31 protein-coding genes and 1 tRNA gene are annotated in these 21,106 nt (G+C 64.2%); 7 read left to right on the top strand and 25 right to left on the bottom strand.

What is annotated here, in order from left to right; genetic code table 11:
- Positions 1–44: 44 nt before the first annotated feature.
- A complete protein-coding gene (pdxR, locus tag AC1DRD_RS12635; protein ID WP_478041626.1) occupies positions 45–1,544 on the bottom strand; it encodes a MocR-like pyridoxine biosynthesis transcription factor PdxR in 1,500 nt (499 codons plus the stop codon).
- Between the two features lie 129 nt (positions 1,545–1,673).
- On the opposite strand from pdxR, the gene AC1DRD_RS12630 reads away from it, so the two are divergent.
- Positions 1,674–2,462, top strand: a complete 789-nt coding sequence (locus AC1DRD_RS12630; protein WP_478041625.1) for a class I SAM-dependent methyltransferase — start codon at positions 1,674–1,676, stop codon at positions 2,460–2,462.
- A gap of 117 nt (positions 2,463–2,579) precedes the next feature.
- On the top strand, positions 2,580–3,173 hold the full coding sequence (locus AC1DRD_RS12625; protein ID WP_478041624.1) for a hypothetical protein: 594 nt from the start codon (positions 2,580–2,582) through the stop codon (positions 3,171–3,173).
- Positions 3,174–3,215: 42 nt separating this feature from the next.
- Here AC1DRD_RS12625 and AC1DRD_RS12620 read toward each other — a convergent pair whose 3' ends face one another.
- The 5 genes from AC1DRD_RS12620 to AC1DRD_RS12600 all read right to left on the bottom strand — a co-directional run bounded on the left by AC1DRD_RS12620 (position 3,216) and on the right by AC1DRD_RS12600 (position 6,597).
- Complete coding sequence (locus AC1DRD_RS12620) at positions 3,216–3,800, bottom strand: hypothetical protein (protein WP_478041623.1); 585 nt, start codon at positions 3,798–3,800, stop codon at positions 3,216–3,218.
- Positions 3,801–3,946: 146 nt separating this feature from the next.
- Positions 3,947–4,022, bottom strand: a tRNA-Thr gene (locus AC1DRD_RS12615).
- A 44-nt stretch (positions 4,023–4,066) separates the two neighbouring features.
- Positions 4,067–4,939 carry a hypothetical protein gene (locus AC1DRD_RS12610; RefSeq protein WP_478041890.1) on the bottom strand — a complete coding sequence of 291 codons (873 nt, stop codon included), beginning with the start codon at positions 4,937–4,939 and terminating at the stop codon, positions 4,067–4,069.
- A complete protein-coding gene (locus AC1DRD_RS12605; RefSeq protein WP_478041622.1) occupies positions 4,929–5,282 on the bottom strand; it encodes an MmcQ/YjbR family DNA-binding protein in 354 nt (117 codons plus the stop codon). The genes AC1DRD_RS12610 and AC1DRD_RS12605 overlap by 11 nt, the downstream gene beginning before the upstream one ends.
- Entirely contained in the window at positions 5,275–6,597 is a 1,323-nt protein-coding gene (locus tag AC1DRD_RS12600) for a replication-associated recombination protein A (RefSeq protein WP_478041621.1), read from the bottom strand. Before AC1DRD_RS12600 ends, AC1DRD_RS12605 begins: the two co-directional genes overlap by 8 nt.
- A 195-nt stretch (positions 6,598–6,792) precedes the next feature.
- Here AC1DRD_RS12600 and AC1DRD_RS12595 point away from each other — a divergent pair, with 195 nt between their 5' ends.
- Together AC1DRD_RS12595 and AC1DRD_RS12590 are read left to right on the top strand one after the other, a co-directional pair.
- Positions 6,793–7,386 (top strand): PadR family transcriptional regulator, encoded by a 594-nt coding sequence (locus AC1DRD_RS12595; protein ID WP_478041620.1) that lies wholly within the window; start codon positions 6,793–6,795, stop codon positions 7,384–7,386.
- Between the two features lie 85 nt (positions 7,387–7,471).
- Positions 7,472–7,792: a DUF2218 domain-containing protein gene (locus AC1DRD_RS12590; RefSeq protein WP_478041618.1), complete on the top strand. Its 321-nt coding sequence runs from the start codon at positions 7,472–7,474 to the stop codon at positions 7,790–7,792.
- Between the two features lie 40 nt (positions 7,793–7,832).
- Here the strand turns inward: AC1DRD_RS12590 and AC1DRD_RS12585 are convergent, their stop codons facing one another.
- The 12 genes from AC1DRD_RS12585 to AC1DRD_RS12530 all read right to left on the bottom strand — a co-directional run bounded on the left by AC1DRD_RS12585 (position 7,833) and on the right by AC1DRD_RS12530 (position 11,923).
- Positions 7,833–8,006 (bottom strand): hypothetical protein, encoded by a 174-nt coding sequence (locus tag AC1DRD_RS12585; RefSeq protein WP_478029112.1) that lies wholly within the window; start codon positions 8,004–8,006, stop codon positions 7,833–7,835.
- A 93-nt stretch (positions 8,007–8,099) separates the two neighbouring features.
- Positions 8,100–8,507, bottom strand: a complete 408-nt coding sequence (locus AC1DRD_RS12580; protein WP_478041617.1) for a SufE family protein — start codon at positions 8,505–8,507, stop codon at positions 8,100–8,102.
- A gap of 146 nt (positions 8,508–8,653) precedes the next feature.
- The gene (locus tag AC1DRD_RS12575; RefSeq protein ID WP_478029110.1) at positions 8,654–8,902 is read right to left on the bottom strand and encodes a hypothetical protein; all 249 of its coding nucleotides are present in this window, start codon (positions 8,900–8,902) and stop codon (positions 8,654–8,656) included.
- 34 nt (positions 8,903–8,936) lie between these two features.
- The gene (locus AC1DRD_RS12570) at positions 8,937–9,227 is read right to left on the bottom strand and encodes a hypothetical protein (RefSeq protein ID WP_478041616.1); all 291 of its coding nucleotides are present in this window, start codon (positions 9,225–9,227) and stop codon (positions 8,937–8,939) included.
- A gap of 27 nt (positions 9,228–9,254) precedes the next feature.
- Positions 9,255–9,383 carry a hypothetical protein gene (locus tag AC1DRD_RS12565; RefSeq protein WP_478029108.1) on the bottom strand — a complete coding sequence of 43 codons (129 nt, stop codon included), beginning with the start codon at positions 9,381–9,383 and terminating at the stop codon, positions 9,255–9,257.
- A gap of 23 nt (positions 9,384–9,406) precedes the next feature.
- Positions 9,407–9,682, bottom strand: a complete 276-nt coding sequence (locus AC1DRD_RS12560) for a hypothetical protein (RefSeq protein ID WP_066806263.1) — start codon at positions 9,680–9,682, stop codon at positions 9,407–9,409.
- A 12-nt stretch (positions 9,683–9,694) separates the two neighbouring features.
- Entirely contained in the window at positions 9,695–9,901 is a 207-nt protein-coding gene (locus tag AC1DRD_RS12555) for a hypothetical protein (RefSeq protein ID WP_478029524.1), read from the bottom strand.
- 104 nt (positions 9,902–10,005) lie between these two features.
- On the bottom strand, positions 10,006–10,323 hold the full coding sequence (locus AC1DRD_RS12550; RefSeq protein ID WP_439646753.1) for a hypothetical protein: 318 nt from the start codon (positions 10,321–10,323) through the stop codon (positions 10,006–10,008).
- Positions 10,324–10,351: 28 nt separating this feature from the next.
- Positions 10,352–10,729: an envelope stress response membrane protein PspC gene (gene pspC, locus AC1DRD_RS12545; RefSeq protein WP_478029107.1), complete on the bottom strand. Its 378-nt coding sequence runs from the start codon at positions 10,727–10,729 to the stop codon at positions 10,352–10,354.
- A 1-nt stretch (position 10,730) separates the two neighbouring features.
- Complete coding sequence (gene pspB, locus AC1DRD_RS12540; protein ID WP_478029106.1) at positions 10,731–11,000, bottom strand: envelope stress response membrane protein PspB; 270 nt, start codon at positions 10,998–11,000, stop codon at positions 10,731–10,733.
- A 14-nt stretch (positions 11,001–11,014) separates the two neighbouring features.
- Positions 11,015–11,680, bottom strand: a complete 666-nt coding sequence (gene pspA / locus AC1DRD_RS12535) for a phage shock protein PspA (RefSeq protein WP_478029105.1) — start codon at positions 11,678–11,680, stop codon at positions 11,015–11,017.
- Positions 11,681–11,773: 93 nt separating this feature from the next.
- Positions 11,774–11,923 carry a hypothetical protein gene (locus tag AC1DRD_RS12530; RefSeq protein WP_157093879.1) on the bottom strand — a complete coding sequence of 50 codons (150 nt, stop codon included), beginning with the start codon at positions 11,921–11,923 and terminating at the stop codon, positions 11,774–11,776.
- 169 nt (positions 11,924–12,092) lie between these two features.
- Between AC1DRD_RS12530 and pspF the strand changes: the two genes are divergently transcribed.
- Together pspF and AC1DRD_RS12520 are read left to right on the top strand one after the other, a co-directional pair.
- Positions 12,093–13,100: a phage shock protein operon transcriptional activator gene (pspF, locus tag AC1DRD_RS12525; RefSeq protein ID WP_478041615.1), complete on the top strand. Its 1,008-nt coding sequence runs from the start codon at positions 12,093–12,095 to the stop codon at positions 13,098–13,100.
- Between the two features lie 121 nt (positions 13,101–13,221).
- On the top strand, positions 13,222–13,833 hold the full coding sequence (locus AC1DRD_RS12520; protein WP_478041614.1) for a superoxide dismutase: 612 nt from the start codon (positions 13,222–13,224) through the stop codon (positions 13,831–13,833).
- Between the two features lie 64 nt (positions 13,834–13,897).
- On the opposite strand, the gene AC1DRD_RS12515 is transcribed toward AC1DRD_RS12520, so the two are convergent.
- The 6 genes from AC1DRD_RS12515 to mtaB all read right to left on the bottom strand — a co-directional run bounded on the left by AC1DRD_RS12515 (position 13,898) and on the right by mtaB (position 18,767).
- Positions 13,898–14,491, bottom strand: coding sequence for a hypothetical protein (locus AC1DRD_RS12515; protein WP_478041613.1), 594 nt, complete (start codon positions 14,489–14,491; stop codon positions 13,898–13,900).
- 2 nt (positions 14,492–14,493) lie between these two features.
- Positions 14,494–15,432, bottom strand: a complete 939-nt coding sequence (locus AC1DRD_RS12510) for a cation diffusion facilitator family transporter (RefSeq protein ID WP_478041612.1) — start codon at positions 15,430–15,432, stop codon at positions 14,494–14,496.
- A gap of 52 nt (positions 15,433–15,484) precedes the next feature.
- A complete protein-coding gene (locus AC1DRD_RS12505) occupies positions 15,485–15,787 on the bottom strand; it encodes a hypothetical protein (RefSeq protein ID WP_478029101.1) in 303 nt (100 codons plus the stop codon).
- 135 nt (positions 15,788–15,922) lie between these two features.
- Positions 15,923–16,609 carry an inner membrane-spanning protein YciB gene (locus AC1DRD_RS12500; RefSeq protein ID WP_478041611.1) on the bottom strand — a complete coding sequence of 229 codons (687 nt, stop codon included), beginning with the start codon at positions 16,607–16,609 and terminating at the stop codon, positions 15,923–15,925.
- Positions 16,606–17,541: a signal recognition particle-docking protein FtsY gene (ftsY, locus tag AC1DRD_RS12495; RefSeq protein WP_478041610.1), complete on the bottom strand. Its 936-nt coding sequence runs from the start codon at positions 17,539–17,541 to the stop codon at positions 16,606–16,608. The genes AC1DRD_RS12500 and ftsY overlap by 4 nt, the downstream gene beginning before the upstream one ends.
- Positions 17,538–18,767, bottom strand: a complete 1,230-nt coding sequence (gene mtaB / locus AC1DRD_RS12490) for a tRNA (N(6)-L-threonylcarbamoyladenosine(37)-C(2))-methylthiotransferase MtaB (protein ID WP_478041609.1) — start codon at positions 18,765–18,767, stop codon at positions 17,538–17,540. The genes ftsY and mtaB overlap by 4 nt, the downstream gene beginning before the upstream one ends.
- Between mtaB and AC1DRD_RS12485 the strand changes: the two genes are divergently transcribed.
- The gene (locus tag AC1DRD_RS12485; protein ID WP_478041608.1) at positions 18,766–19,344 is read left to right on the top strand and encodes a DUF924 family protein; all 579 of its coding nucleotides are present in this window, start codon (positions 18,766–18,768) and stop codon (positions 19,342–19,344) included. The genes mtaB and AC1DRD_RS12485 overlap by 2 nt on opposite strands.
- On the opposite strand, the gene AC1DRD_RS12480 is transcribed toward AC1DRD_RS12485, so the two are convergent.
- Positions 19,319–20,929, bottom strand: coding sequence for a putative bifunctional diguanylate cyclase/phosphodiesterase (locus tag AC1DRD_RS12480; protein ID WP_478041607.1), 1,611 nt, complete (start codon positions 20,927–20,929; stop codon positions 19,319–19,321). The genes AC1DRD_RS12485 and AC1DRD_RS12480 overlap by 26 nt on opposite strands.
- Between the last annotated feature and the right edge of the window lie 177 nt (positions 20,930–21,106).

Raw genomic sequence — 21,106 nt, 5'->3', positions numbered from 1 at the left:
TGCGCTGGGCCGCTTGTCGCGATCGGCCTTGTCGCTGCTCGCGCCTAGTGCGACCGGAGCAGCGCGTTATGCAGGAGCGACAGCCCGCGCTCGATCTCGGGAAGGTCGACCACGCCATAGCCAAGCACGATCCCGCGCCGCTTGGGCTGCCCAAGGTGATAGCGGTGGAGCGTGTGTATCTTGACGTCGCTCGTCAGCAGGCTGGCGGTCACCGCCTCCAGATCGGTGGTATCGCTCGCCAGTGCCGCGATGTGCATGCCGTAAGGTGGCGGGATGGGGTCGAGCCATTCGCCGAGATGCTGGGTCAGGAATGACATGATCAGTCGTCGCCGGCGGTCGTACACGCCGCGCATCTTGCGCACGTGGCGCGTCAGGTGCCCTTCGGCAATGAACCCTGAGACACCCAACTGGGTGGGTATCGGGCAATGCCAATCGAGACAGTTCTTGGCTGCGATGAGAGTCTGCATCGCCCAGGGCGGCGCGACGATGAAGCCCAGCCGCAGCGAGGGCAGCATGCATTTCGAAAAGGTGCCGACATAGAAGACGAGGTCGGCGGCATCGGCGGTCCTCAGCGCCTCGAGCGGGCTGCCTTCGTAGCGGAATTCGCCATCGTAATCGTCCTCGACAATTACCGCGCCATTGGCGCGTGCAAACGCCACCAGATCCGTGCGGCGCTGTGCCGACATCGTCACGCCGATCGGGAATTGATGCGACGGGCAGACGCAGATGATGTTGGTGTTCGCCGGCAGCTGATCGACGACCAGCCCTTCGTCATCGACCTCGACCGGAACGATCGTCGCGCCGGCCGCGGCAAACGCAACGCGCATCGGCGGATAGCCGGGATCTTCGATCGCCACGACGGTCTTGCCCGGCGTGACCAGCGTCCGGGCCAGGATATCGAACGCCTGTTGTGCGCCCGACGTGACGAGCGCGTCCTGCGGTCGGCATGGCACCGCCCGGGTCAGCGCGATGTGGCGGACGATGGCTTCGCGAAGCCGGAAGTTTCCCTGGTTGCCTTGCGCGCTCTTGAAGCTCGGCGGCTGGGTCTCGAGCTGCCGCAGTTGCTTGACGCTGATCTGTCGGAACAGATCCATCGGGAAGAGCCGTGTGTCGATCATCGCAGGACGAAAATCCACGGCGATGCCCTTGCTGGCACGCTTGCCGGTGGCGGGTTGGTCGCGCCAAAATCCGATTGCCGCGCGGGTCTCCTCGCTTAGCCAGAAGCCGTTGAGCCTCGGATCGTCGGTCGGGATATCCTCGTCCTGGTCGGAGGGGACCGCCTGCGGCAAGGCGTCGACGACATAGGTTCCCGAGCCCAGCCGGCTGATCGCATAGCCATCGTTGATCAGCCGTTCGTAAATGTCGGTCGCTGTATTGCGCGAAACACCGAAAAACTCGCTCGATTGCCGGGTGCCTGGCAGCCGCGCGCCCAGCGCGAGCCGGCCCTCGACGATCGCGGTCTTCAATTGCGCGTAGATGCTGCGGGCCGAATTGCGCGTGCCGTCACCGACACGTTCGAGCCGCAGCTCAAACAATGGATTCATTGCAGCCTTTTGCCGGACTTGGCCAAGTGGACCAACCAATTTTGTCCCGACCGGCCCTCAATTCCGATGCGCCGGCGGCATAGAGGCTTGGGCGAGATACTCGAAGACAATCGATCGGAGAATTTCCGGATGTTGGTGCAAGTTGTTCGGCGAATTGGATTCGCCGCCGGACTCGCGGTGATGATCGCTTCCGCTGCTGCGGTCGACGCACGTGAAGGTGGCGGGCCGCCGGCCTATATCGCTACAGCGGTCGCCGACCCTGCGCGCCCGGCGGCCGATGTCGACCGCGACGCGAACCGCAAGCCAGGAGAGGTGCTCGCCTTTGCCGGGGTCAAGCCTGGCGATCGGGTAGCGGACTATGCCGCGGGCAATGGCTATTTCACCCGGCTGTTTTGCGGGGTCGTGGGCGCGCAGGGGCATGTATATGCGAGCGTGCCGGCCAGCCTTTTCCAATATGAAAATATCGTCAAAGGGATTGCCGATATCCAGGCCTATATCGTGACGCATCCCAACGTCTCGGTGACGGCGGGATCGGCGATCGACGTGGCGCGCTATCCAGAGAAGCTCGACCTGTTCTGGATTTCGCAAAACTATCACGATCTCCACGACTCCTTCATGGGCCCCGTCGACATGAAGGCGTTCAACCGCGCGGTGTATGCCGCGCTCAAGCCCGGCGGTGTCTATATCGTGCTCGATCATGTCGCCGCGACGGGATCGCCGGCCAATGTCACCGACACGCTGCATCGTATCGAGCCATCCACGGTGCGGCGTGAAGTCGAAGGCGCCGGCTTCGAATTCGTTGGGAGCAGCGACCTGCTCGCCAATCCCGCCGATCCGCATACCGCCGGCCCGTTCAACGCGGCCATCCGCGGGCACACCGATCAGTTCATCTTCAAGTTCAGGCGCCCACTGCGCTGACGGGAGCTGGTTTGGCAGCCATAGGCATCTGGGCATCCGGCATAATTTCTCCCATGATGTCAGGGATAAACGCCGAGCGAGAGCGGATTCGGTGGCGTGATCAGCGAGGAGAGGTCGATGTCGAAGCTTGGAATAGGTGTCGCCGCGATGCTCTGCGCCGCGACGCCGGGTTATGCGTCACCTGCCGATGCTACTGGCGAGTCCGATACGCGGCCGCCGGCGGTGACCGCGGCGGTGCTGACCGCGGGCGAACACGATTTCGACTTCGAAATTGGCGTGTGGAAGACGCATCTGACTCGCCGCCTTCGCCCGCTGACCGGGTCGCAGACCTGGGTCGATTATGACGGCACGACGACTGTCCGGCCGGTCTGGGGCGGCGCGGCCAATCTGGTCGAGCTGGTGGCCGATGGGCCGGCCGGCCATTTCGAGGGGCTGTCGTTGCGCCTCTACAACCCGCAGACCCGGCAATGGGGGTTGAACTTTTCCAACCGGGCCGACGGTCAGATGGTCGCACCGACGGTGGGTGGTTTCCGCGACGGTCGCGGCGAATTCTACCAGCAGGATACGCTGGGCGGCCGCGCGATTTTCGTGCGCTTCGTCATCACCATAAGATCGAAGGACGCGATCCATTTCGAACAGGCCTTTTCCGCCGACGGCGGCAAGACCTGGGAAGTGAACTGGATCGCCGACGACACGCGGACGGCTTCCTGACCTCGGCTCCGCTGGCGCGGTGGGCATTGTGCGGCCGCCGTGTCATTTGTCCGCCGGCGTCGCGCGATCGAAGGTCATGATCCAGTTGGTTTCCCAGGTCTTGCCGCCATCGGCGGAAAAGGCCTGCTCGAAGCGCGACGAGTTCGCTTTGATGTCGTAAAAGCCGTTGCGCACGAGGATCGTCCGTCCGTTGAGCGTGTCCGGCCCGTAAAACTCGCCCCGGCCGTCGCGGAATTCGCCGACCATAGGGGCGTCGAGCTTTCCGGTACTACTGTTCGTCCAGTTGAGGTTCCACTGGCGCGCGGTGGGATCATAGAGGCGGAGACCCACGCCTTCGAGATGTCCGGCCGGTCCGCTCGCCTCGAGCTCGAACAGGCTGGCCTTGCCGTTCCACACCGACCGGACCGTCGACACGCCATCATAGGCCGTCCACTCCGACGACCCGCTCAACGGATGGATCAGCCGCGAGATATGCGTCTTCCACACGCCCATGTGGAAATCGAAGTCGCGCGTTCCGTCGTGCGGTGCAGGTGGCGCGACGACAATGTCGGCGGCGCGGCCGGCGTCGATCGGCAAACCGCCGAGCGTCAGGGCCAGGCCGAGGGCCAGCAGAGCGCGAATGTTCATGAAACCATCTCCCAAGTGCGAGCGCGATTACGCCGCGCCCGTCGGGATTTCGAAGAGCCGCTTGCGGGAAATCTGCCTGGGCCACCCATCGGAAGGCTCGCGCCCACGGGTACGCCGTGTCGGCTTGGTCGTGACGTAGGTTGGGATGGTGCCGGTTGCAGGAATCGAACCCGCGACCTTCGGTTTACAAAACCGCTGCTCTACCAGCTGAGCTAAACCGGCCCTCGGGGCGCGACCCCGACAAATCAGCTGCGCGCTCCCATGCGTCAGGTGATGCCGAAGGTCCAGCCCTCTGTTCGCGCGATCTCGGGAGTCAGTCCGGCGGGCGACCATAATTCCGGGCGAGGCGCGTAGGCGCGCAGCCATGCCGCGGTCAGCAGCGCGTCGGCGCTATGGTCGTCGATCGCGCCGCTCCCCGCCACCGAAGCACTGCCGATTGCCTCCAGCGCGGTGTTGAGCGCCTCGATCGACGCCATCTTGGTACGTCCCTTCGCCCGCCCGGCGGCGATCGCGGCCAGGCTGGTGTAGATTTCGACGATCAGCGATCCTTGTGCCGGTGCCGCGTCGAACGGCCAGATCGGAAGCTTTCCTGCTAGCTGGTGCATCACGCGCATCCCCGTCAGGCTCGACTTCCCGACTTGCGCCGCGCCGACCAGGTTGAGGTTGCTGTACGGGTTCAGTCCCTGAAGCCGCTGCTCGACCTCGCTGAGGCGCAGCCGGCCACGGCCGCCGCCATATTGGTCGCCCTCGCGCCCGCCATGCCGGCGGAAATGGCGCGACGCCTGGGGGTGATCGACAAAGGTCGAGGCTGCCAGATGCGGGTCGTCGGCCGATATGCGGTCGACCAATGCCCACAAAGCCCGCGCATCCGCCGGGCTTTCCTCCCAACCGGGGAAAAACGCGCCGCGATCGGCGAACGGCAGCGACAGGCCGAGATCGAGCCCGACCAGTGTCCCGTCGGGCATCTCGCCGCGCAGCCAATGGAGGACGGCGGTTCGCGACCAGCCACCCGGCGCCGCGATCAGCTCCGGGGCACCGCCATTGCGAGCGCAGATCGCCACCGCGATGCCGCGCTGCACCGGGCCGACCGCGCCCGACCAGTCGATCGCGGCGAAATGACGGAAATGATCAGGGACGATCGCCAAAACCCGCTCGCTGCGCCTTGCTCGCGCGATCCCACCAGGCGCGGGTGATCACGGTGCGGACACGCTCGGGATCGTTCGACCCGTAGCGCACGAGCAAGCCCGGCCAGCCTTCGTAATGCGGTGTCTGCCAGAACGTGTCCGGGTCGGTGTCGAGCAACACCGCCTTTTCGTCGTGCGGACTCATCACGTGAAAGCTGTCCGCCTCGCGCGAAAGCGAGACGAACGCCTTCTTGTTCACCTTGGGGCTGGGAGTGCCGTAGAAGCTTTCCATGTAGCTGTCGGGCAGCGTCAGCGCGAAGGCGACGACCTCATCCCAGTTGTCGAGGCTCTCAGCCATCGTTCTTGCGCCTCAGGCTGTCCCAATAGTCGAGCCGCTCCTGAATCCGCTTTTCGAACCCACGATCGGTCGGCGTATAGAAGGTCTGCGGGCTCATTTCCTCGGGCCAATAGTTCGACCCCGAGAAACCTTCTTCGGTGTCATGGTCATAGGCATAGCCTTTGCCGTAGCCGATATCCTTCATCAGCTTCGTCGGCGCGTTGAGGATGTTCTGTGGCGGCATCAGCGAGCCGGTTTCCTTCGCCGACCGCCACGCCGCACCCATCGCCTTGTACGAGGCGTTCGACTTGGGCGCGGTCGCCAGATAGAGGCACGCCTGCACCAGCGCGAGTTCGCCCTCGGGCGAGCCGAGGAAATCGTAAGTATCCTTGGCGGCGATGCATTGGACCAGCGCTTGCGGATCGGCGAGGCCGATATCCTCGATCGCCATGCGCACCAGCCGGCGCAGCAGGTAGAGCGGTTCTTCGCCTGCAGTGAGCATCCGCGCGAGATAATAAAGCGACGCCTGGGGATCGCTGCCGCGCACCGCTTTGTGCAGTGCCGAGATCAGATTGTAATGGCCCTCGCGATCCTTGTCGTACACCGCGACGCGACGCTGCAGGAACGCCGACAGTCCGGCGGGGTCGAGCGGTTCGGGAAGATCGACCGAATAGAGCGTCTCGGCCTGGTTGAGCAGAAAGCGCCCGTCGCCATCGGCGCTGGCGATCATCGCCGCGCGCGCATCGGGGGTGAGAGGGAGGGGGCGCTCCATCAGCTCGTCGGCGCGATCGAGCAATTTGCCGAGCGCCGTGGCATCGAGGCGATGGAGGATCAGCACCTGCGCGCGGCTGAGCACCGCGGCATTGAGTTCGAAGCTGGGATTTTCGGTGGTCGCGCCGACCAATGTAACCGTGCCGTCCTCTACATAAGGCAGGAAGCCGTCCTGCTGCGCGCGGTTGAAGCGGTGGATCTCGTCAACGAACAGCAAGGTGCGCTTGCCGATCCGGGCATGCTCGCGCGCTTCGGCGAAGGCTTTCTTGAGGTCGGCGACGCCAGAGAATACCGCGGAGATCGCGACGAAGCGCAAGCCGACCGCGTCCGCCAGCAACCGCGCGATCGTCGTCTTGCCGGTGCCGGGTGGCCCCCACAGGATCATCGACGACAGTCGGCCGGCGGCGACCATTCGCCCGATCGCGCCTTCTGGCCCGGTCAGATGCTCCTGGCCGACGACATCCTCAAGGCGGCGCGGGCGCAGCCGGTCGGCGAGCGGCGCGTTCTCGCTCGGAATATCCTGGGAAGAGGCTTCGGGTTCGAAGCCAGCGAAGAGATCGGCCATAACGGGAACATAGGGCGGGACGGACGGAAATCCCAGTGCTTCGGCAAGCCAGCAGGGGGATACGGCACGAGGCCGGCCTGACGATCGAGGGCGCATAAAGCCGTCGAGCAGAATAATTTCTAAGATATATCTTGACGTATTCTGCTTAAGATATATCTTGAGTTCATCATGAAACACCCAAGGAATCAAGAATCCATGTTTTTCCATCATCATCACGGCGGCCGCGGCTGCCATCCCGGACATCACGCAATGCGCGGTGGCTGGGGGCATCGCGGCTGGCATGGCCGCGGTTTCGGCGGCGGCCGTGAGGGTCGCGGCGAAGGCCGCTCGCGGCGCATGTTCGACGGCGGCGAGCTTCGTCTCGTCCTGCTCAAGCTGATCGCCGACGAGCCGCGCCATGGCTATGACCTGATCCGCCAGGTCGAAGAGTTGACCGGCGGTGCCTATGCGCCGAGCCCAGGCGTGGTCTATCCGACCATCACCCTGCTCGACGATATGGGTCTGATCGAGGCGCAACAAAGCGAGGGCGCCAAGAAGCTGTTCGCGGTCACCGAGGCCGGCACTGCCGAGCTCGAGGCCAATGCCGAGCAGGTTGCGGCGCTGATCGCCCGGCTGAGCGCGATCGGCGAAGAGCGGCAGAAGGTCGACGCCACCTCGATCCGCCGCGCCATGGGCAATCTTCGCGAGGTGCTGGTCAACCGCCTCGACTCTGGCGAGGTCGATGACGAGGTCTTGCACCAGGTCGTCGCCTTGCTCGACGAGGCGGCGCAGAAGATCGAGCGGCTGTAAGGCGTGAGCGGCATTACCCGCTTGCAGATCCTCCGCCGGCGGCTGGGCATCGACCCGGCCGCCGGCCCCTTATCGAAAGACTCCCATGACCGTTTCCGCGACCGTCAAGGTGCCGACCGCGAGCGCCAACAAATATCTCCAGCAATTGTGCAAACATTGGCAGCACAATCTGACGGTTGAATTCACTGCCGATCACGGCACCGTGACTTTTCCCAAAGATGCTCGCGGCGCCGACTGGCCGGGCGATGCGCTGGTCACGTTCGATGCATCGGCCGATGCGCTCGACGTCCGCATCGATGCCAGCGTCGATGGCCAGCTTGAAGGGTTGAAGGGCGCCGTCGCACGCCATCTCGATCGCTTCGCCTTCCGCGAAGCGCCGTTGAGTTTCGACTGGCAGGCGGCGTGAGGTTCCAAAAGTCCTCCCCGGGACGGGGAGGACTTTTTTATCAGCCCGCCAAGATCTTCTCCGCCACTTCCTCGATGCTGCCGACGACGAGTAGCGAGTCACCGCCGACCATGCCGACTTTGGTTTGGCCGTTCTCATCGGCACGCAGATAGGCAATGTTGGCCGCGACCACGAGATAGTCGCCGCCGCGTGACTTGAGCAGAATGAATTTCACGATGGATCTCCCGGGTTCCCGGGCTCCCTAGATCGTCTTCATTGAAAATCCATCACGAGAATCCCGGCGTGAGCCGACGTCGGTCTGCCGCGTTCAACCCGCGTACCGTTCCGCCGTCGCCTTGATCAGCGCGATCATGTTCGGGATCCCTTGCGTGCGATTCGAGCTGAGCTGGTTGCGCAGATCGAACGGCGCCAGCGCGGCATCGATATCGATCGCCAGGATGTCGGCGGGCTGGCGGTCCTGCACGGTCAGCAGCACCAGCGCGATGATGCCCTTGGTGATCGCCGCGTTCGAATCCGCGAGGAAGTGCAGCGCGCCATCGTCGCGGATGGTAGGATAGACCCATACCGACGCCGAACATCCCCGCACCAGCGTAGCATCCGTCTTGAGCGGGTCGGGCATCGGTTCGAGCGCGCGGCCGAGATCGATCAGCAGGCGATAGCGATCGTCGGCGTCGAGGAATTCATATTCGTCGTGCAGGTCGGAAAGACTCGGCATGGTCCGCGCTATAGCGCTCCTGCCACTCAATCCAACCGTCGCCCTGAACTTGTTTCAAGGTCCGGGTCCTTCGCCGCGACCGCGCCGCGGCGATCTCCATCGGACCCGGGCCCTGAGACAAGCTCAGGGGGCCGGCGGGGCGGACCTCAGAGATCCACCCCGGACGCGATCGCCTCGAGCTTGCGGATCCGCTCCTTGAGGTCCGCGATCTCGATCCGCGCGCTGGCATTGGGAAGCGTGGGGCCGTCATGCCCGGCATGATCGGCATAAGCGTTGATCTCGCGCTCCTTGAGCGCCAGCCACCCGCGCCAACCGGCGAGCGAGGCCATGCAGATCATACCCAGACCGGCCAGGCCGGCACCCGCCATGGTGAAATAGAGATTGGGGTCGGTCATGATTGACGTCTCCATTCGATTATCCCGGCCGCCCTCAGCGGTCGCGGTTGCGCAGCGACTCGATCTCGCGGTCGAGGTTGGCACTGCTGCTGTTGGTGTCGGTGATCACCCGCTCGAGGACGGCGATGCGGTCCTTCAAGCCAGTGATCTCCTGGCGAAGCTGGCGATTTTCCTCGCCAAGGGCTGGATCGCGCAGGGGTATGTCGTTGCCCATCATGTCGCGGCCGACGCCCAGTCTTGCACGGGTGACGCCCATCCGAGCGCGGATGATGCTGCCGACCGTGACGATCAGGACGATGCCGATGACCATTTCAAAGGGGTTCATCTGGGGAGGCTCCTGTCAGGCGTTGGATTATTCGGCGGGCTGCAGGCCGGCCTCGCGCATGGCGCGGCGGCGTGGCCGGTCGACCCGCTCGGCGAGCCAGACACCGAGGCCGGTGGGGATCGCCAGGATCACGACGAAGATTGCTAAGCCGATCATTGTTCTTATCCTATCTCTTCTGTTCAGTTCAGCGGCTGGGGCTCGTCGCCCCGCAGCTTGTCGATTTCGTCGGCGACTGCGATGCCGCGGTCGGTCACGATCCGCTCCAGCACCCGCACCCGTTGCTCCAGGCGTTCGGTCTGGGCGGCATATTGTGCTGCCTTTTCGGCCACCTTGTCGGCTTCGAGTTCGAGCTGGCGTTCGCGTAGCTTGAGCCAGGGCTTGACGAAGACGCCGCCGAAGATCGCGAGCAGGCCGCAGCTGATGCCCAGGATCGGAATGAGCAGAGGGTTGATCACCGCATTGGTTCCTTAGTTCAGCGGCTGCGACGGGGCGTCGCGCAGCTTTTCGATCTCTTCCGCGACATCCAGGCCGCGGTCGGTGACGATCCGCTCCATGACGCGCATCCGCTGCTCGAGCCGCTCGGTATGGGCGGCGTATTGCGCGGCCTTCTCGGCGGCCTGGGCGTTCAGTGTCTCCGCCATTTTTTCGCGGTGCTGGGCCCAAGTCTTGAGCATCTCACTGCCGATGCCGAGCGCGGCGGGGATACCCACGACCACCAGGGCAAGCATGAAGATGGTGAAGCCGTTGGTGGCAAAAAACTCGGTCATCTCGTGCTTCCTCAGTCGCGGTTGCGAAGTTCGTCGATCTCGCGAGCGACACGCTCGCCGGGATCGGTTGCGATGCGTTCGAGGACGCGCAGGCGCTCCTCCAGGCGGCCGATCTGGCTGACGAGCTTGTCATTCTCGTTCGACAGCAACTCGATCTTGCGCTGCGCTTCCAGGTCGCCGCTGGTATCCACGAAACCCCGGCGCATGGCGCGGCGGTTATTGCGGTCTTCCAGCGGATAGCCGTGCTTTGCCTTGATCGACATCTTGATGATGCCGCCGATCGTCGCGATTGCGATGATCATCAGGACGAAGATCTGACCTTTATCCACGTAAATTCTCCCCTATCGTTCGGCCGGATCAGCGCAGTGCGTCGATCTCGTCGGCCAGGCGGGTGTTGCGGCTGGTGTAGAGCGTCTCGATGTCGGCGAGCCGGCGGTCGAGGTCGCGGAACTTCGAGCGGACCTCGGAAGCCGAGCGGCTCGGGTTCGATCGCACGCCTTGCCAGAACTTGGCATCCTCGGCGTCGTCATACAGGCCGAACGGCTTGCTCGGCGCCAGCCAGGCGGTGATGAAATAAGCGGGAATGACCCAGCCCGAGGTTATCAGCGCGAGGATTACCGTGCCGACCCGGACAACGGTGACGTCGATCCCGGTATAGTCGGCGACACCGGCACAGACACCCAGGAACTTCTTGTTCTGCTTGTCCAGGTAGAATTTGGTGCGGCTTGCGGACATGTCAGTTGCTCCGTGAAGCGATTTGGTCGGCCGGTTCGGCGAGCGGCATGCTCGCTTTCCAGTCTGGGTGGTCGGCAGCGACGATGCGCTCGACCGTCGAAACGCGATCCTCGAGGCGGCGGGCGAGCGAGTAGAGCTCATCCAGCAGTTTCTCGTCCTCGTTGGTGATCTTCGGCGCCTGGCGCCATCTGGTCACGTAGTGGAGGATGATCCACGGGAGCCCGATAAAGAGCATCCCCACGATCATGATCGGGACAAGGACGTCTTCCATGTTTCAGTCCTTCCCTATTTCTTGCCGAGGCGAGCTTTGAGCGCTTCGAGTTCGGCGTCGACCTTTTCGGACGCTTTCAGTTCGGCGATCTCTTCCTCAAGGGTCTTGGGCTCGCCGCCCAGGTTGAGCGCTTCGGCGCGGCCCTCGGCCAGATCGACGCGGCGTTCGAGCACGTCGAACCGCGAGAAGGCGTCCTGGGTGCGGCCGGCCGAATAGACCTCGCGGATCTTAAACTTGTTGTTCGCGCTTTCCAGGCGGGTGGCGATCGAGGATTGGCGGTTGCGCGCCTCGCTCAGCTTCTTTTGAAGCTTGGCGATATCCTCTTCCGAACCCCGGAGCGCCTCGTCGAGCACGCTGATCTGCTGGCTCAGCTCGACGACCATGTCGGTCGCCTTCTGGCGCTCGACCAGGGCCGCTTTGGCCAAATCCTCGCGATCCTTCGACAGCGCCAGTTCCGCCTTCTCGGTCCAGCTTTCCTCGAGCTGGCTGAGCTTGGCGATATGGCGACGCATTTCCTTCTGGTCGGCGATGGTGCGCGCGGCGGAGGCACGAACCTCGACCAGCGTCTCTTCCATCTCCAGGATGATCATGCGGATCATCTTCGCCGGATCTTCCGCCTTGTCCAAAAGGTCGGTGAAGTTGGCGGCGATGATGTCGCGGGTGCGCGAAAAAATGCCCATGTTGAAATTACTCCTCGGATTTTACGCTTTACTCGGATTGGTGGGACCGCCGGGGCGGGAAGCAAGGGGGAAACCCGCCCCGGCGGTTGGCCGTCACGCCTTCAGCGCGACGGGAACCTGCGGAGCCGGATTGGCCTGCGCCAGGCCCGGGCCAACGGCCGCGAGCATCAGCGCCGAACCGCAAACGAAGGTGCTGGCGACCACCACCAAAGTGCGACCCAGACCATTTGAAACCGACTGCATTGTTCTTACTCCCTAGTGTTTCGTGCCGGACATCCGGCGATGCCAACTCAATTGCAGATGCCGTGCCAATTCCTAAAAACGGCGGAAATCTGCCGTTTCTGCTCGGAAGTGGAGGTCGTTTAGCGATTTACACTTGCCAAACATTGGCAAAATACACCAAGTCGTGGGCATGGAACGGACGACGCAGGTCATCGGGCAATCGGGACCCTTTCTCGACGCGCTGGAGCGCGCTAGCCGCGCCGCCGCGCTAGACCGTCCCGTGCTGGTGATCGGTGAGCGCGGGACCGGCAAGGAGCTGGTTGCGGAGCGTCTCCATCGCCTCAGTCCGCGCTGGGACCAGGCGCTGATCATCATGAATTGCGCGGCACTGCCCGAGACGCTGATCGAAGCGGAATTGTTTGGCCATGAAGCGGGCGCGTTCACCGGCGCGACCAAGGCGAGGGCGGGGCGGTTCGAGGAAGCCGATGGCGGCACCTTGTTCCTCGACGAACTCGGCACGCTCAGCATGGCGGCCCAGGAGCGATTGCTTCGCGCGGTCGAATATGGCGAAGTCACGAGGATCGGCTCGTCGCACCCGATCCGCGTCGACGTCCGCATCGTCGCGGCGACGAACGAACATCTTCCCGAAAAGGTCGAGCGGCACCAGTTTCGCGCCGACTTGCTCGACCGGTTGAGCTTCGAGGTGGTGACCTTGCCGCCGTTACGCGCACGGCCAGGGGACGTCCCGGTGCTCGCCGACCATTTCGGACGGCGCATGGCGGCGGAAATGAACCGTGACTGGCATGGCTTCTCGCCCGAAGCGCTAGATTCGCTGATCGACTATCGTTGGCCCGGCAACGTTCGCGAACTGCGCAACGTGATCGAGCGCGCGGTCTATCGCTGGGAACAGGATGTGCCGATCGCGCATATCGAGTTCGATCCGTTCCAGTCACCGCATCGTCCGGGTGCCAGCACGCAGCCCGCGCCGATGGTCGACCATGTCGCCGCCCCGCCACCGCCGCCGGGCGAAAACGAGCCGGGCGATTTCAAGAGCCGGGTGGCGCGGTTCGAACGCGACGTGCTGACCAAGGCGCTCGCCGCCAACCGTTTCAATCAGCGCCAGACCGCGGACGCGTTGGGGTTGAGTTACGACCAGTTGCGCCATGCGCTCAGGCGCCACGACCTGTTGCCGGGATAGAAAGCGCCGCGAGAGCGATGGAATCGCTTGCGCAACGACAAGCGCGGACCCATTTGGCGGGCATGGGCGTTCGCTTCGCGACGTTCTCTTAAAAGCCGTTCATAGAAGAAGGAGCTTCCCCATGGCTTTCGAACTCCCCCCGCTGCCTTACGCTTATGACGCCCTGGAGCCGACCATCTCCAAGGAGACGATGACGTTCCACCACGACAAGCATCACGCGGCCTATACCGCCAAGCTCAATGAGGGCGTCGCCGCCGATCCCAAGCTGGAAGGCAAGACGATCGAGGAAATCCTCGGCGTGATCTCGTCGCAGCCGCCGCTGGTCCGCAACAACGGCGGCGGGTTCTGGAACCACGCCTTCTTCTGGCGGATCATGGCGCCGGCCGGCACCACCCAGCCGTCGGGCAAGCTCGCCGCGGCGATCGATGCTTATGGCGGGCTCGACAAGCTCAAGGAAGACTTCAATGGCAAGGGCGCGGGCCAGTTCGGCTCGGGCTGGGCCTGGGTGATCGCGGATTCGTCGGGCGCGCTGAAGGTCGTCTCGACCCCCAACCAGGACAATCCGCTGATGGACGATGCCAAGGACAAGGGCACGCCGATCCTGGGTAACGACGTGTGGGAACACGCTTATTACCTCACCTACAAGAACGACCGTCCCGGCTATCTCAAGGCCTGGTGGGACGTGGTGAACTGGGACGAAGCCGGGCGGATCTACGACAGCGTCGCCGGCTGATCCCCGCTACGATCGAATAACGAAGGGCTCCGCGTTGGCGGGGCCCTTTTTCGTTGGGAGAACCTCAGCGCAACGCCGCGACTGGCACTCGACCAACCCCGCTGCACAGATCGCGCGCGATCTCGCGATAAAAAAGACAGACATCGTCGAGATCGCTGCGCGTCACGTGCAAATCCTGGCCCACCATCACGCGATCGAGCGGCGCGCCGTATCCGGCCCGTGCGGGCCATCCCACGGTCATCGCTAGCGCGTCGCGACGATCGCCGCGACGGACGCGCCCGCCGCAGTGGAACAGGCAGTCGCGCGATCGCCCCAGCGCGCGCAACCGCGCGTCGTCATCGTTAGGGAGCGATTTTGCAGCGCGATATGCGGATAGCTTGTTCGCCGTGTTGCGTTGGCCGGGGTGGACGGGCAGCCCCTCCGCGGTCGAAGCGGCGTCAATCAACAGGTTGAGGAAGCGGTCGAGTTCGCGCAGCCCGTTGCCGATCACCTTCGCGCGGTGGCGGCCGACGATCGCGGGCAATCCGCTTTCGACATCGTGCGCGATCGGCGTCCGCAGGCACGCGCCAAGGAAGGTCGCGCCGCGGAACAGGGTCGAGGATGCGTGCCGCATCTCTTCGGTCATCGCTCGGCCGGGGTCGGCGCGATGGTCGTACACCGTCACGTCCTGATCAGCCCACGCGCGTCCAATTTCATCCCGGCATCCTCGTGCGGCCGTACATAGACTCGATGGATGCTGGGAAACTCGGCCTGCAAATCGCGTTCGATCGCATCGACGATCCGCTCGACATCGCCCGCGCTCAGCCGGTTGTCGAAATCCACATTGACCGCCGCGACGATCTGGGTCGGGGCGTTGTGGATCGTCATGATCTCGCCCACGCCCATGATGCCCTCGCGCGTCGCCGCGCGACGAATGCCGGCGATGAGTTCGGGATCGGCGGCTTCGCCGATCAGCAGGCCCTTCGCCTCGCGCGCGAGGAAGATCGCGACGACGCCGAGCAACAGGCCGATCAGGACCGACGCGATGCCATCGAAGCGCGGGTCGCCGGTCACTTGCGACAGCGCCAGTCCAACCGCCGCGATAAGGATACCTGCCATCGCCGCGCCATTCTCCAGCAGCACGATCACGGTGGTCGCGTCCTTGGTCGAGGTCAGCGCCCGCAGCCACGACTGACCGCCGCGCGCTGCGTTGAATTCGCGAAACGCCGCGATCGTCGAGCCGCCTTCCAGCGCGAACGCGATCGCCAGCACGCCATAAGCGATCAGCGGCGACACCGCCGGCTCCGGCTCGAGGAAGTGCAGCACGCCTTCGTAGACCGACACGCCCGCGCCCAGCGCGAACACCAGCAGAGCGACGACGAAACTCCAGAAATAGAGTTCGCGGCCATATCCCGCGGGATGGAGCGCGTCGGCCGGCTTGGCGGCGCGCTTCTGGCCGTACATCAGCAGCAATTGGTTGGTCGAATCGACCAGGCTGTGCACGCCTTCGGTCAGCATCGCCGACGATCCGGTGATCGCCGCCGCGACGAACTTGGCGACCGCGATGCCGACATTGGCGGCCAATGCGATGATCAAGACCCGGTTGTTATCGGCTTTCATGAACTGCGCCTAAGCATGAAGCGGTCGGTCGGGCTAGTCCTGGAGAGCGCTTCTATTTCCGCGCGGAGGCATTCAATCGGCGACGATTGGCCCGGACCTTTCGGCGGTAAAGTCGCACGGCACGTTCGGCGCCCTGCAACGGAGTCATGGTCAGCCCGCCGGCGACCAAGGACGCCTGCAGTTCGATCGCGGCGGCAATCTTTTCGGACGTCATCAGCGAGGCTTCCGCCAATGTGCCGTCGCCGCGTGCGATTTCTGCAAGACGCAAGCCGACCACGGCCGACGCTTCCCAGGCCAAAGCCCAGCTATCGAACGCCAGCCCGCTCCATGCCGCTATCGGCGACCGCGCACTCAAGAGGATTTAGTCGGCAGGTTGGGGTGTATCATATCGCGTCGCGCTCCAATGGGCATGATGGCGGCTCAAGGTCGTCCTAGAACGGCGCGACGCGCGCCAACGTTCCTGCCGAAAAACACTAAATCGCCGTGATATTCATTCCGGCGGCAGTTCTTTCGCCGCCGCGTCGCCGACCTCGCTCATCAGGCCGTGTTTCATCATCATCGGCACGTTGGCGAGCGCGAAGATGAAGGTCATCGGGATCGCGCCCCACAATTTGAACGCAGTCCAGAAATCGAAGCTGGTGTTGCGCCACACCAGTTCGTTGAGGATCGCCATGCCGAGGAAGAACAGCGCCCAGTTGCGCGTCACCTTCTGCCAGCCAAGCGGCGACAGACCGGGATAAGCGGTGCCGAGCAATTGCTCGAGCAGCGGTTTGCCGGTCAGCAAGCCGAACCCCAGGATCGCGGCGAACACCGCATAGACGAAGGTCGGCTTCATCTGGATGAATTTGGGATCGTGAAAATAGATGGTCAGCCCGCCGAACACGAGCACCAATGCGCCCGAAATCCATAGCATCGGCGAGATGCTGCCCAGCTTGATCCGCGACACCACCAGCGCGATCACCGTCGCCAGCATGAAGGCGGACGTCGCGACGATGGCGCGTGACACTACCAGCGCCGACATCTGGTCGAGGTCCGACAGCGAGTGGCTGAAGCTCGATACAAGCTTCATCGTCAGCGCCTGGGGCGCGAGGAAATTGACGAGGAAAAAGATCATCAGCGGCGCATAATCTATCGCCAGGCGCAGGCCGGCGGTTCCGTTCTTGCTCGTCGCGCTCATCGCACCAGCTCCTCGACGCCCGCGATGATCCGGGCAACTTCCTTGGGGTCGAACGGGCGCAAGTCGCTCAGCGTCTCGCCCACTCCGATGGCATGGATCGGCAGGCCGAATTGCTCGGCGGCCGCGACCAGCACGCCGCCGCGCGCGGTGCCGTCGAGCTTGGTCATCACCAACCCGGTCACGCCCGCGACTTCCTTGAATACCTCGATCTGGCTGAGCGCGTTCTGGCCAGTGGTGGCGTCGAGCACCAGGATCACGTCATGCGGCGACGCCGGGTTGATGCGCCCGAGCACGCGACGGATCTTGGCGAGCTCGTCCATCAGCTCGCGCTTGTTCTGCAGGCGCCCGGCAGTGTCGACGATCAGCGCATCGATACCCTTATCGGTCGCCTGCTTGACCCCTTCGAACACGATCCCCGCGGCGTCACCGCCCTCGGCACCTTTGACGATCGGTACCCCGACACGCTCGGCCCAGGTCGCGAGCTGGCCGATCGCCGCCGCGCGGAACGTATCGCCCGCCGCCAGCATGACGCCGTAATCCTGTTCGACCAGCCAATGCGCGAGCTTGGCGATGGTGGTGGTCTTGCCCGATCCGTTGACGCCGATCACCAGGATGACCTGTGGCCGGGGAAACGCTTCGATCTCGAGCGGCTTGGCGACCTTTTCGAGGACCTTCTCGATCTCCTCGGCGACAACCAGACGAATGCCGAGCTCCTCCATGCCGCGCTCGAAGCTGCCTTCGGCCAGCCGGTCGCGGATGCGTTTGGCAGTGGCGGGGCCAAGGTCGGACGCGATCAGCGCTTCCTCGATATCGTCGAGCGTCGCATCGTCGAGCCGCGCGGTGCCGAGACCGGCGAGGTTGCCGACCAGGCGGTCGGACGTCCGCTTGAACCCGCCGAGCAGGCGCTGATGCCAGGATGGGGTGGTGCTCATGCGGCGCGTCCGAAAAAATGGTCCTTGGTGATGGTCACGGAGATGATGTCGCCTGTGCGATGGTTTTGGTCCAGCCGGAAGTCGGCAAAACCTGTCGAATGCCCGCGGTTCCCAGGTGCCTCGACCAAGATCTGTTGTTCGGTTCCGACTAAGCGGTCCAGCCAAACCGCCTTGTGCCGCGCCGAGGCCGAACGAAGCCTGGCCGCACGCTCGCGGCGCAACTCGAGGTCAACCTGCGGCATCCGAGCCGCCGGCGTCCCGGCGCGCGGGCTGTAAGGAAAGATATGGGCGTGGACGATGTCGCAATCGTCGATCAGCGCAAGGCTGTTCGCCGCCATTGGCTCGTCCTCGGTCGGGAAGCCCGCGATCAGGTCGGCGCCGATCGCGATGTCGGGCCGTGCCGTCTTGAGCCGCTCGACCAGCCGTACCGCATCCGCGCGCGAGTGGCGGCGCTTCATCCGCTTGAGGATCATGTCGTCACCGGCCTGGAGCGAGAGATGGAGATGCGGCATCACGCGCGCTTCCTGCGTCAGCAACTCGAACAGGCGGTCATCAATCTCCGGCGCATCGATCGAGGACAGGCGCAGGCGGGGAAGGGCGGGAACACGCGTCAGGATACGCTCGACCAGGCTGCCCAGCGTCGGGCTGCCCGGCAGATCGTGGCCGTAACTGGTCAAGTCGACTCCGGTCAGCACGACCTCGTTCTTGCCTGCCGCGACGACGCGCTCAATCGCTTCGATCACGGCTCCGGCGGGCGCCGAGCGGCTCGGTCCGCGTCCGAACGGGATCGCGCAGAAGGTGCAGCGATGGTCGCATCCGTTTTGCACCTCGACGAACGCGCGCGCCTGATCGACCGCAATGGCGAGGTGCGGCGCGATTTCGGTCACGCGCGTCATGTCGCCGACGATCAGCGCGTCGTTTGATGCCCAGGCCTCGGGCAGCAATTTCTCGCCATTGCCGATCACACGATCGACTTCGGGCATGGCCGCGAAACTCGCCGGGTCGATCTGCGCAGCGCAGCCAGTCACCGCGAGCATCGCCCCGGGGCGGGCACGGCGGGCGCGGCGGATCGCGGTGCGGGTCTGCTTGACCGCGCTATTGGTTACGGCGCAGCTATTGATCACGACGACATCGCGGCCGTCCAGCATGCGCTGGATCGTCTCGCTCTCTGCGATGTTGAGGCGGCACCCGAGACTGATTACCTCGGGCTGCGGAAGGGATGACATGGGCGACGATCTAGGAGCGAAGCGCGGGGAAGTCCACGACGAGGCGGCGCGCGTGTTGCACTTCTGGTTCGAGGAGCTGAGCGAGGAGCAGCATTGGGTCAAGTCGATCACGCTCGACGAGGCGATCGCCGAACGGTTCGGACCGCTGAGGTTGAAAGTGGTCGAGAGCGCGGCCTGGGGGTGGCGCAGCACGCCCGACACCTTGCTTGCAGCTACCATCCTGATCGACCAATTCTCGCGCAATATGTTCCGCGACGAGGGCGCGGCATTCGAACATGACGGGCTGGCGCGCGAACTGACTTTGTATGGATTGTTACGCGGGTTCGACCGCAAGCTGCCGGCGGAGCGCTGCGCGTTCCTCTATATGCCGTTGATGCATGCCGAGGATCCGGAGCTGCAGCAACTCAGCGTCGAGCGCTTCACCGCGCTCGGCGACGAGCAGAATCTGGGGTTCGCGCACGATCACGCAGCGGTGATCGAGCGATTCGGACGGTTCCCGTCGCGTAATCGTGCATTGGGTCGGCGCTCTACCGTGATCGAGCGCGAATATCTCAGCCAGCCAGGCGTCGGCTGGTAGCGGGATCGGAATCTGAGAGGGCGTCAACCGCGTCGGGCGCGATCAGCAAGCGGCGCTCGGCGAGCAGGCGGCGAGCATTGCCGGCGGTCAGCGGGCGGCCATAGACATAGCCCTGGCCGCGCGCGCAACCCAGGCCACGCAGGCGCTCTTCAATTGCCTTGTCCTCGATCCCTTCCGCGGTGATCGGCAGATTGAGGCTTTCGCCAAGGCCGACGATCGCGTTGACGATCGCGGCGCTCTCCGGATTCTGGTTGACCGACATGACGAAGCTGCGGTCGATCTTGATACGGTCGAACGGCAGCGCGCGAAGGTGGGCGAGGCTGGAATAGCCGGTGCCGAAATCGTCTAGCGCAAGCTTGATACCCTGGTTCTTCAGGCTGGCGACGATCGACTGCGCCATCGCCAGATTGTCGAACAGCGAGCTTTCGGTGATCTCGATTTCGAGCCGGCTCGGCGCAAAGCCGGTTTCGGTGAGCAGTTTGATGATCTTTTGCGCCAGCCAGGGATCCTTGAGCTGCCACGGCGAGATGTTGACCGACAATTGCAGCTGCGGATGCCAGTCGCGTGCCGACAGGAAGGCCTGGCGCATCAAGGACAGCGACAAATCCGCGATCATGCCGGTTTCCTCGGCGATCGGGATGAACTGGTCGGGGATCATCACCCCGCGCTGCGGATGCTCCCAGCGCGCCAACACCTCGAAGCCGGTCAGACGTCCGGTGACCAAGTCGATCTGCTGCTCGAAATAAGGGACGATCTCGCCGCGCGGAATGGCGACGCGGAGTGAACTCTCGAGCTCGTTGCGCGACTGGAGCTCGCGCTCCATCGAGACGTCGAACCAGGCATGGCGATTCCGCCCAGCGTTCTTGGCCGCGTACATCGCGATATCGCCCGAGCGCAGCAAAGCGTCGATCGTCGCCGCGTCGCGATCGCTGCGGGCGATGCCGATCGAGCAGGTGACATGAAGGTTGAGCCCTTCGACGTGAAAGGGCTGGCTCATCCGCGACACCAGCCGTTCGGCGACGCGCTCGACGCTGTCGGGATTTTCCGGATCGAACAGCATCGCGCAGGCGAATTCGTCGCCGCCGAACCGCGCGAGCAGCGCACTTTCGGGCAATGCGGTCGCCATTTCGTCAGCCACGGCGCGCAACAGCGCGTCACCGACGGTATGGCCATGCATGTCGTTGATCGTCTTGAAATGGTCGAGATCGAGCATCATCAGCGCCATCGCCTTATGGCGGCGGTCGGCGCGAACCAGCATCGCGGCGCCTTCCTCGGCCAGGCTGCGGCGATTGAGGAAGCCGGTGAGCGGGTCCCTGGAGGCGAGGACGTTGGCACGTTCCTCGGCCGCGGTGCGCACCGTGACTTCGTTGGCCAGATCGCGATGACGACGCCAGCCGAACAGGATCAGGGCGACATTGAGGAGCAGGGCGATGATCAGCGTCTGGTCGGTGCCACCGTCATGGTGCATCCAGTTGCTCAGGACCATCGACAGCACCTGGCTGCCGGTGCCGATGAACATCAGGATCGCGGCGACGGTGATCGCGCCGCTCAACAGATCGCGCCGGGCTGCGGCCGGTTCGCTCATGCCCCGTATCCCCTTCTTCGAAACCGCGCGTCCGCGGCTCTGTCCAGCCCTGCTGATCGCACCGCGAGGTCAAGAAGATGTTAAGGGGCCGGCGCCGGGTTGCGTTTTTCGCGAGGTGTCGCTATCGGGCCGGCACCGTTCCCTTTGCGAACGCGACAAGGAGCACCCATGTGGTGA

Source organism: Sphingomonas sp. P4_G2 (genome assembly GCF_056401155.1).
This window is presented reverse-complemented; position numbering and strand designations above follow the sequence as displayed.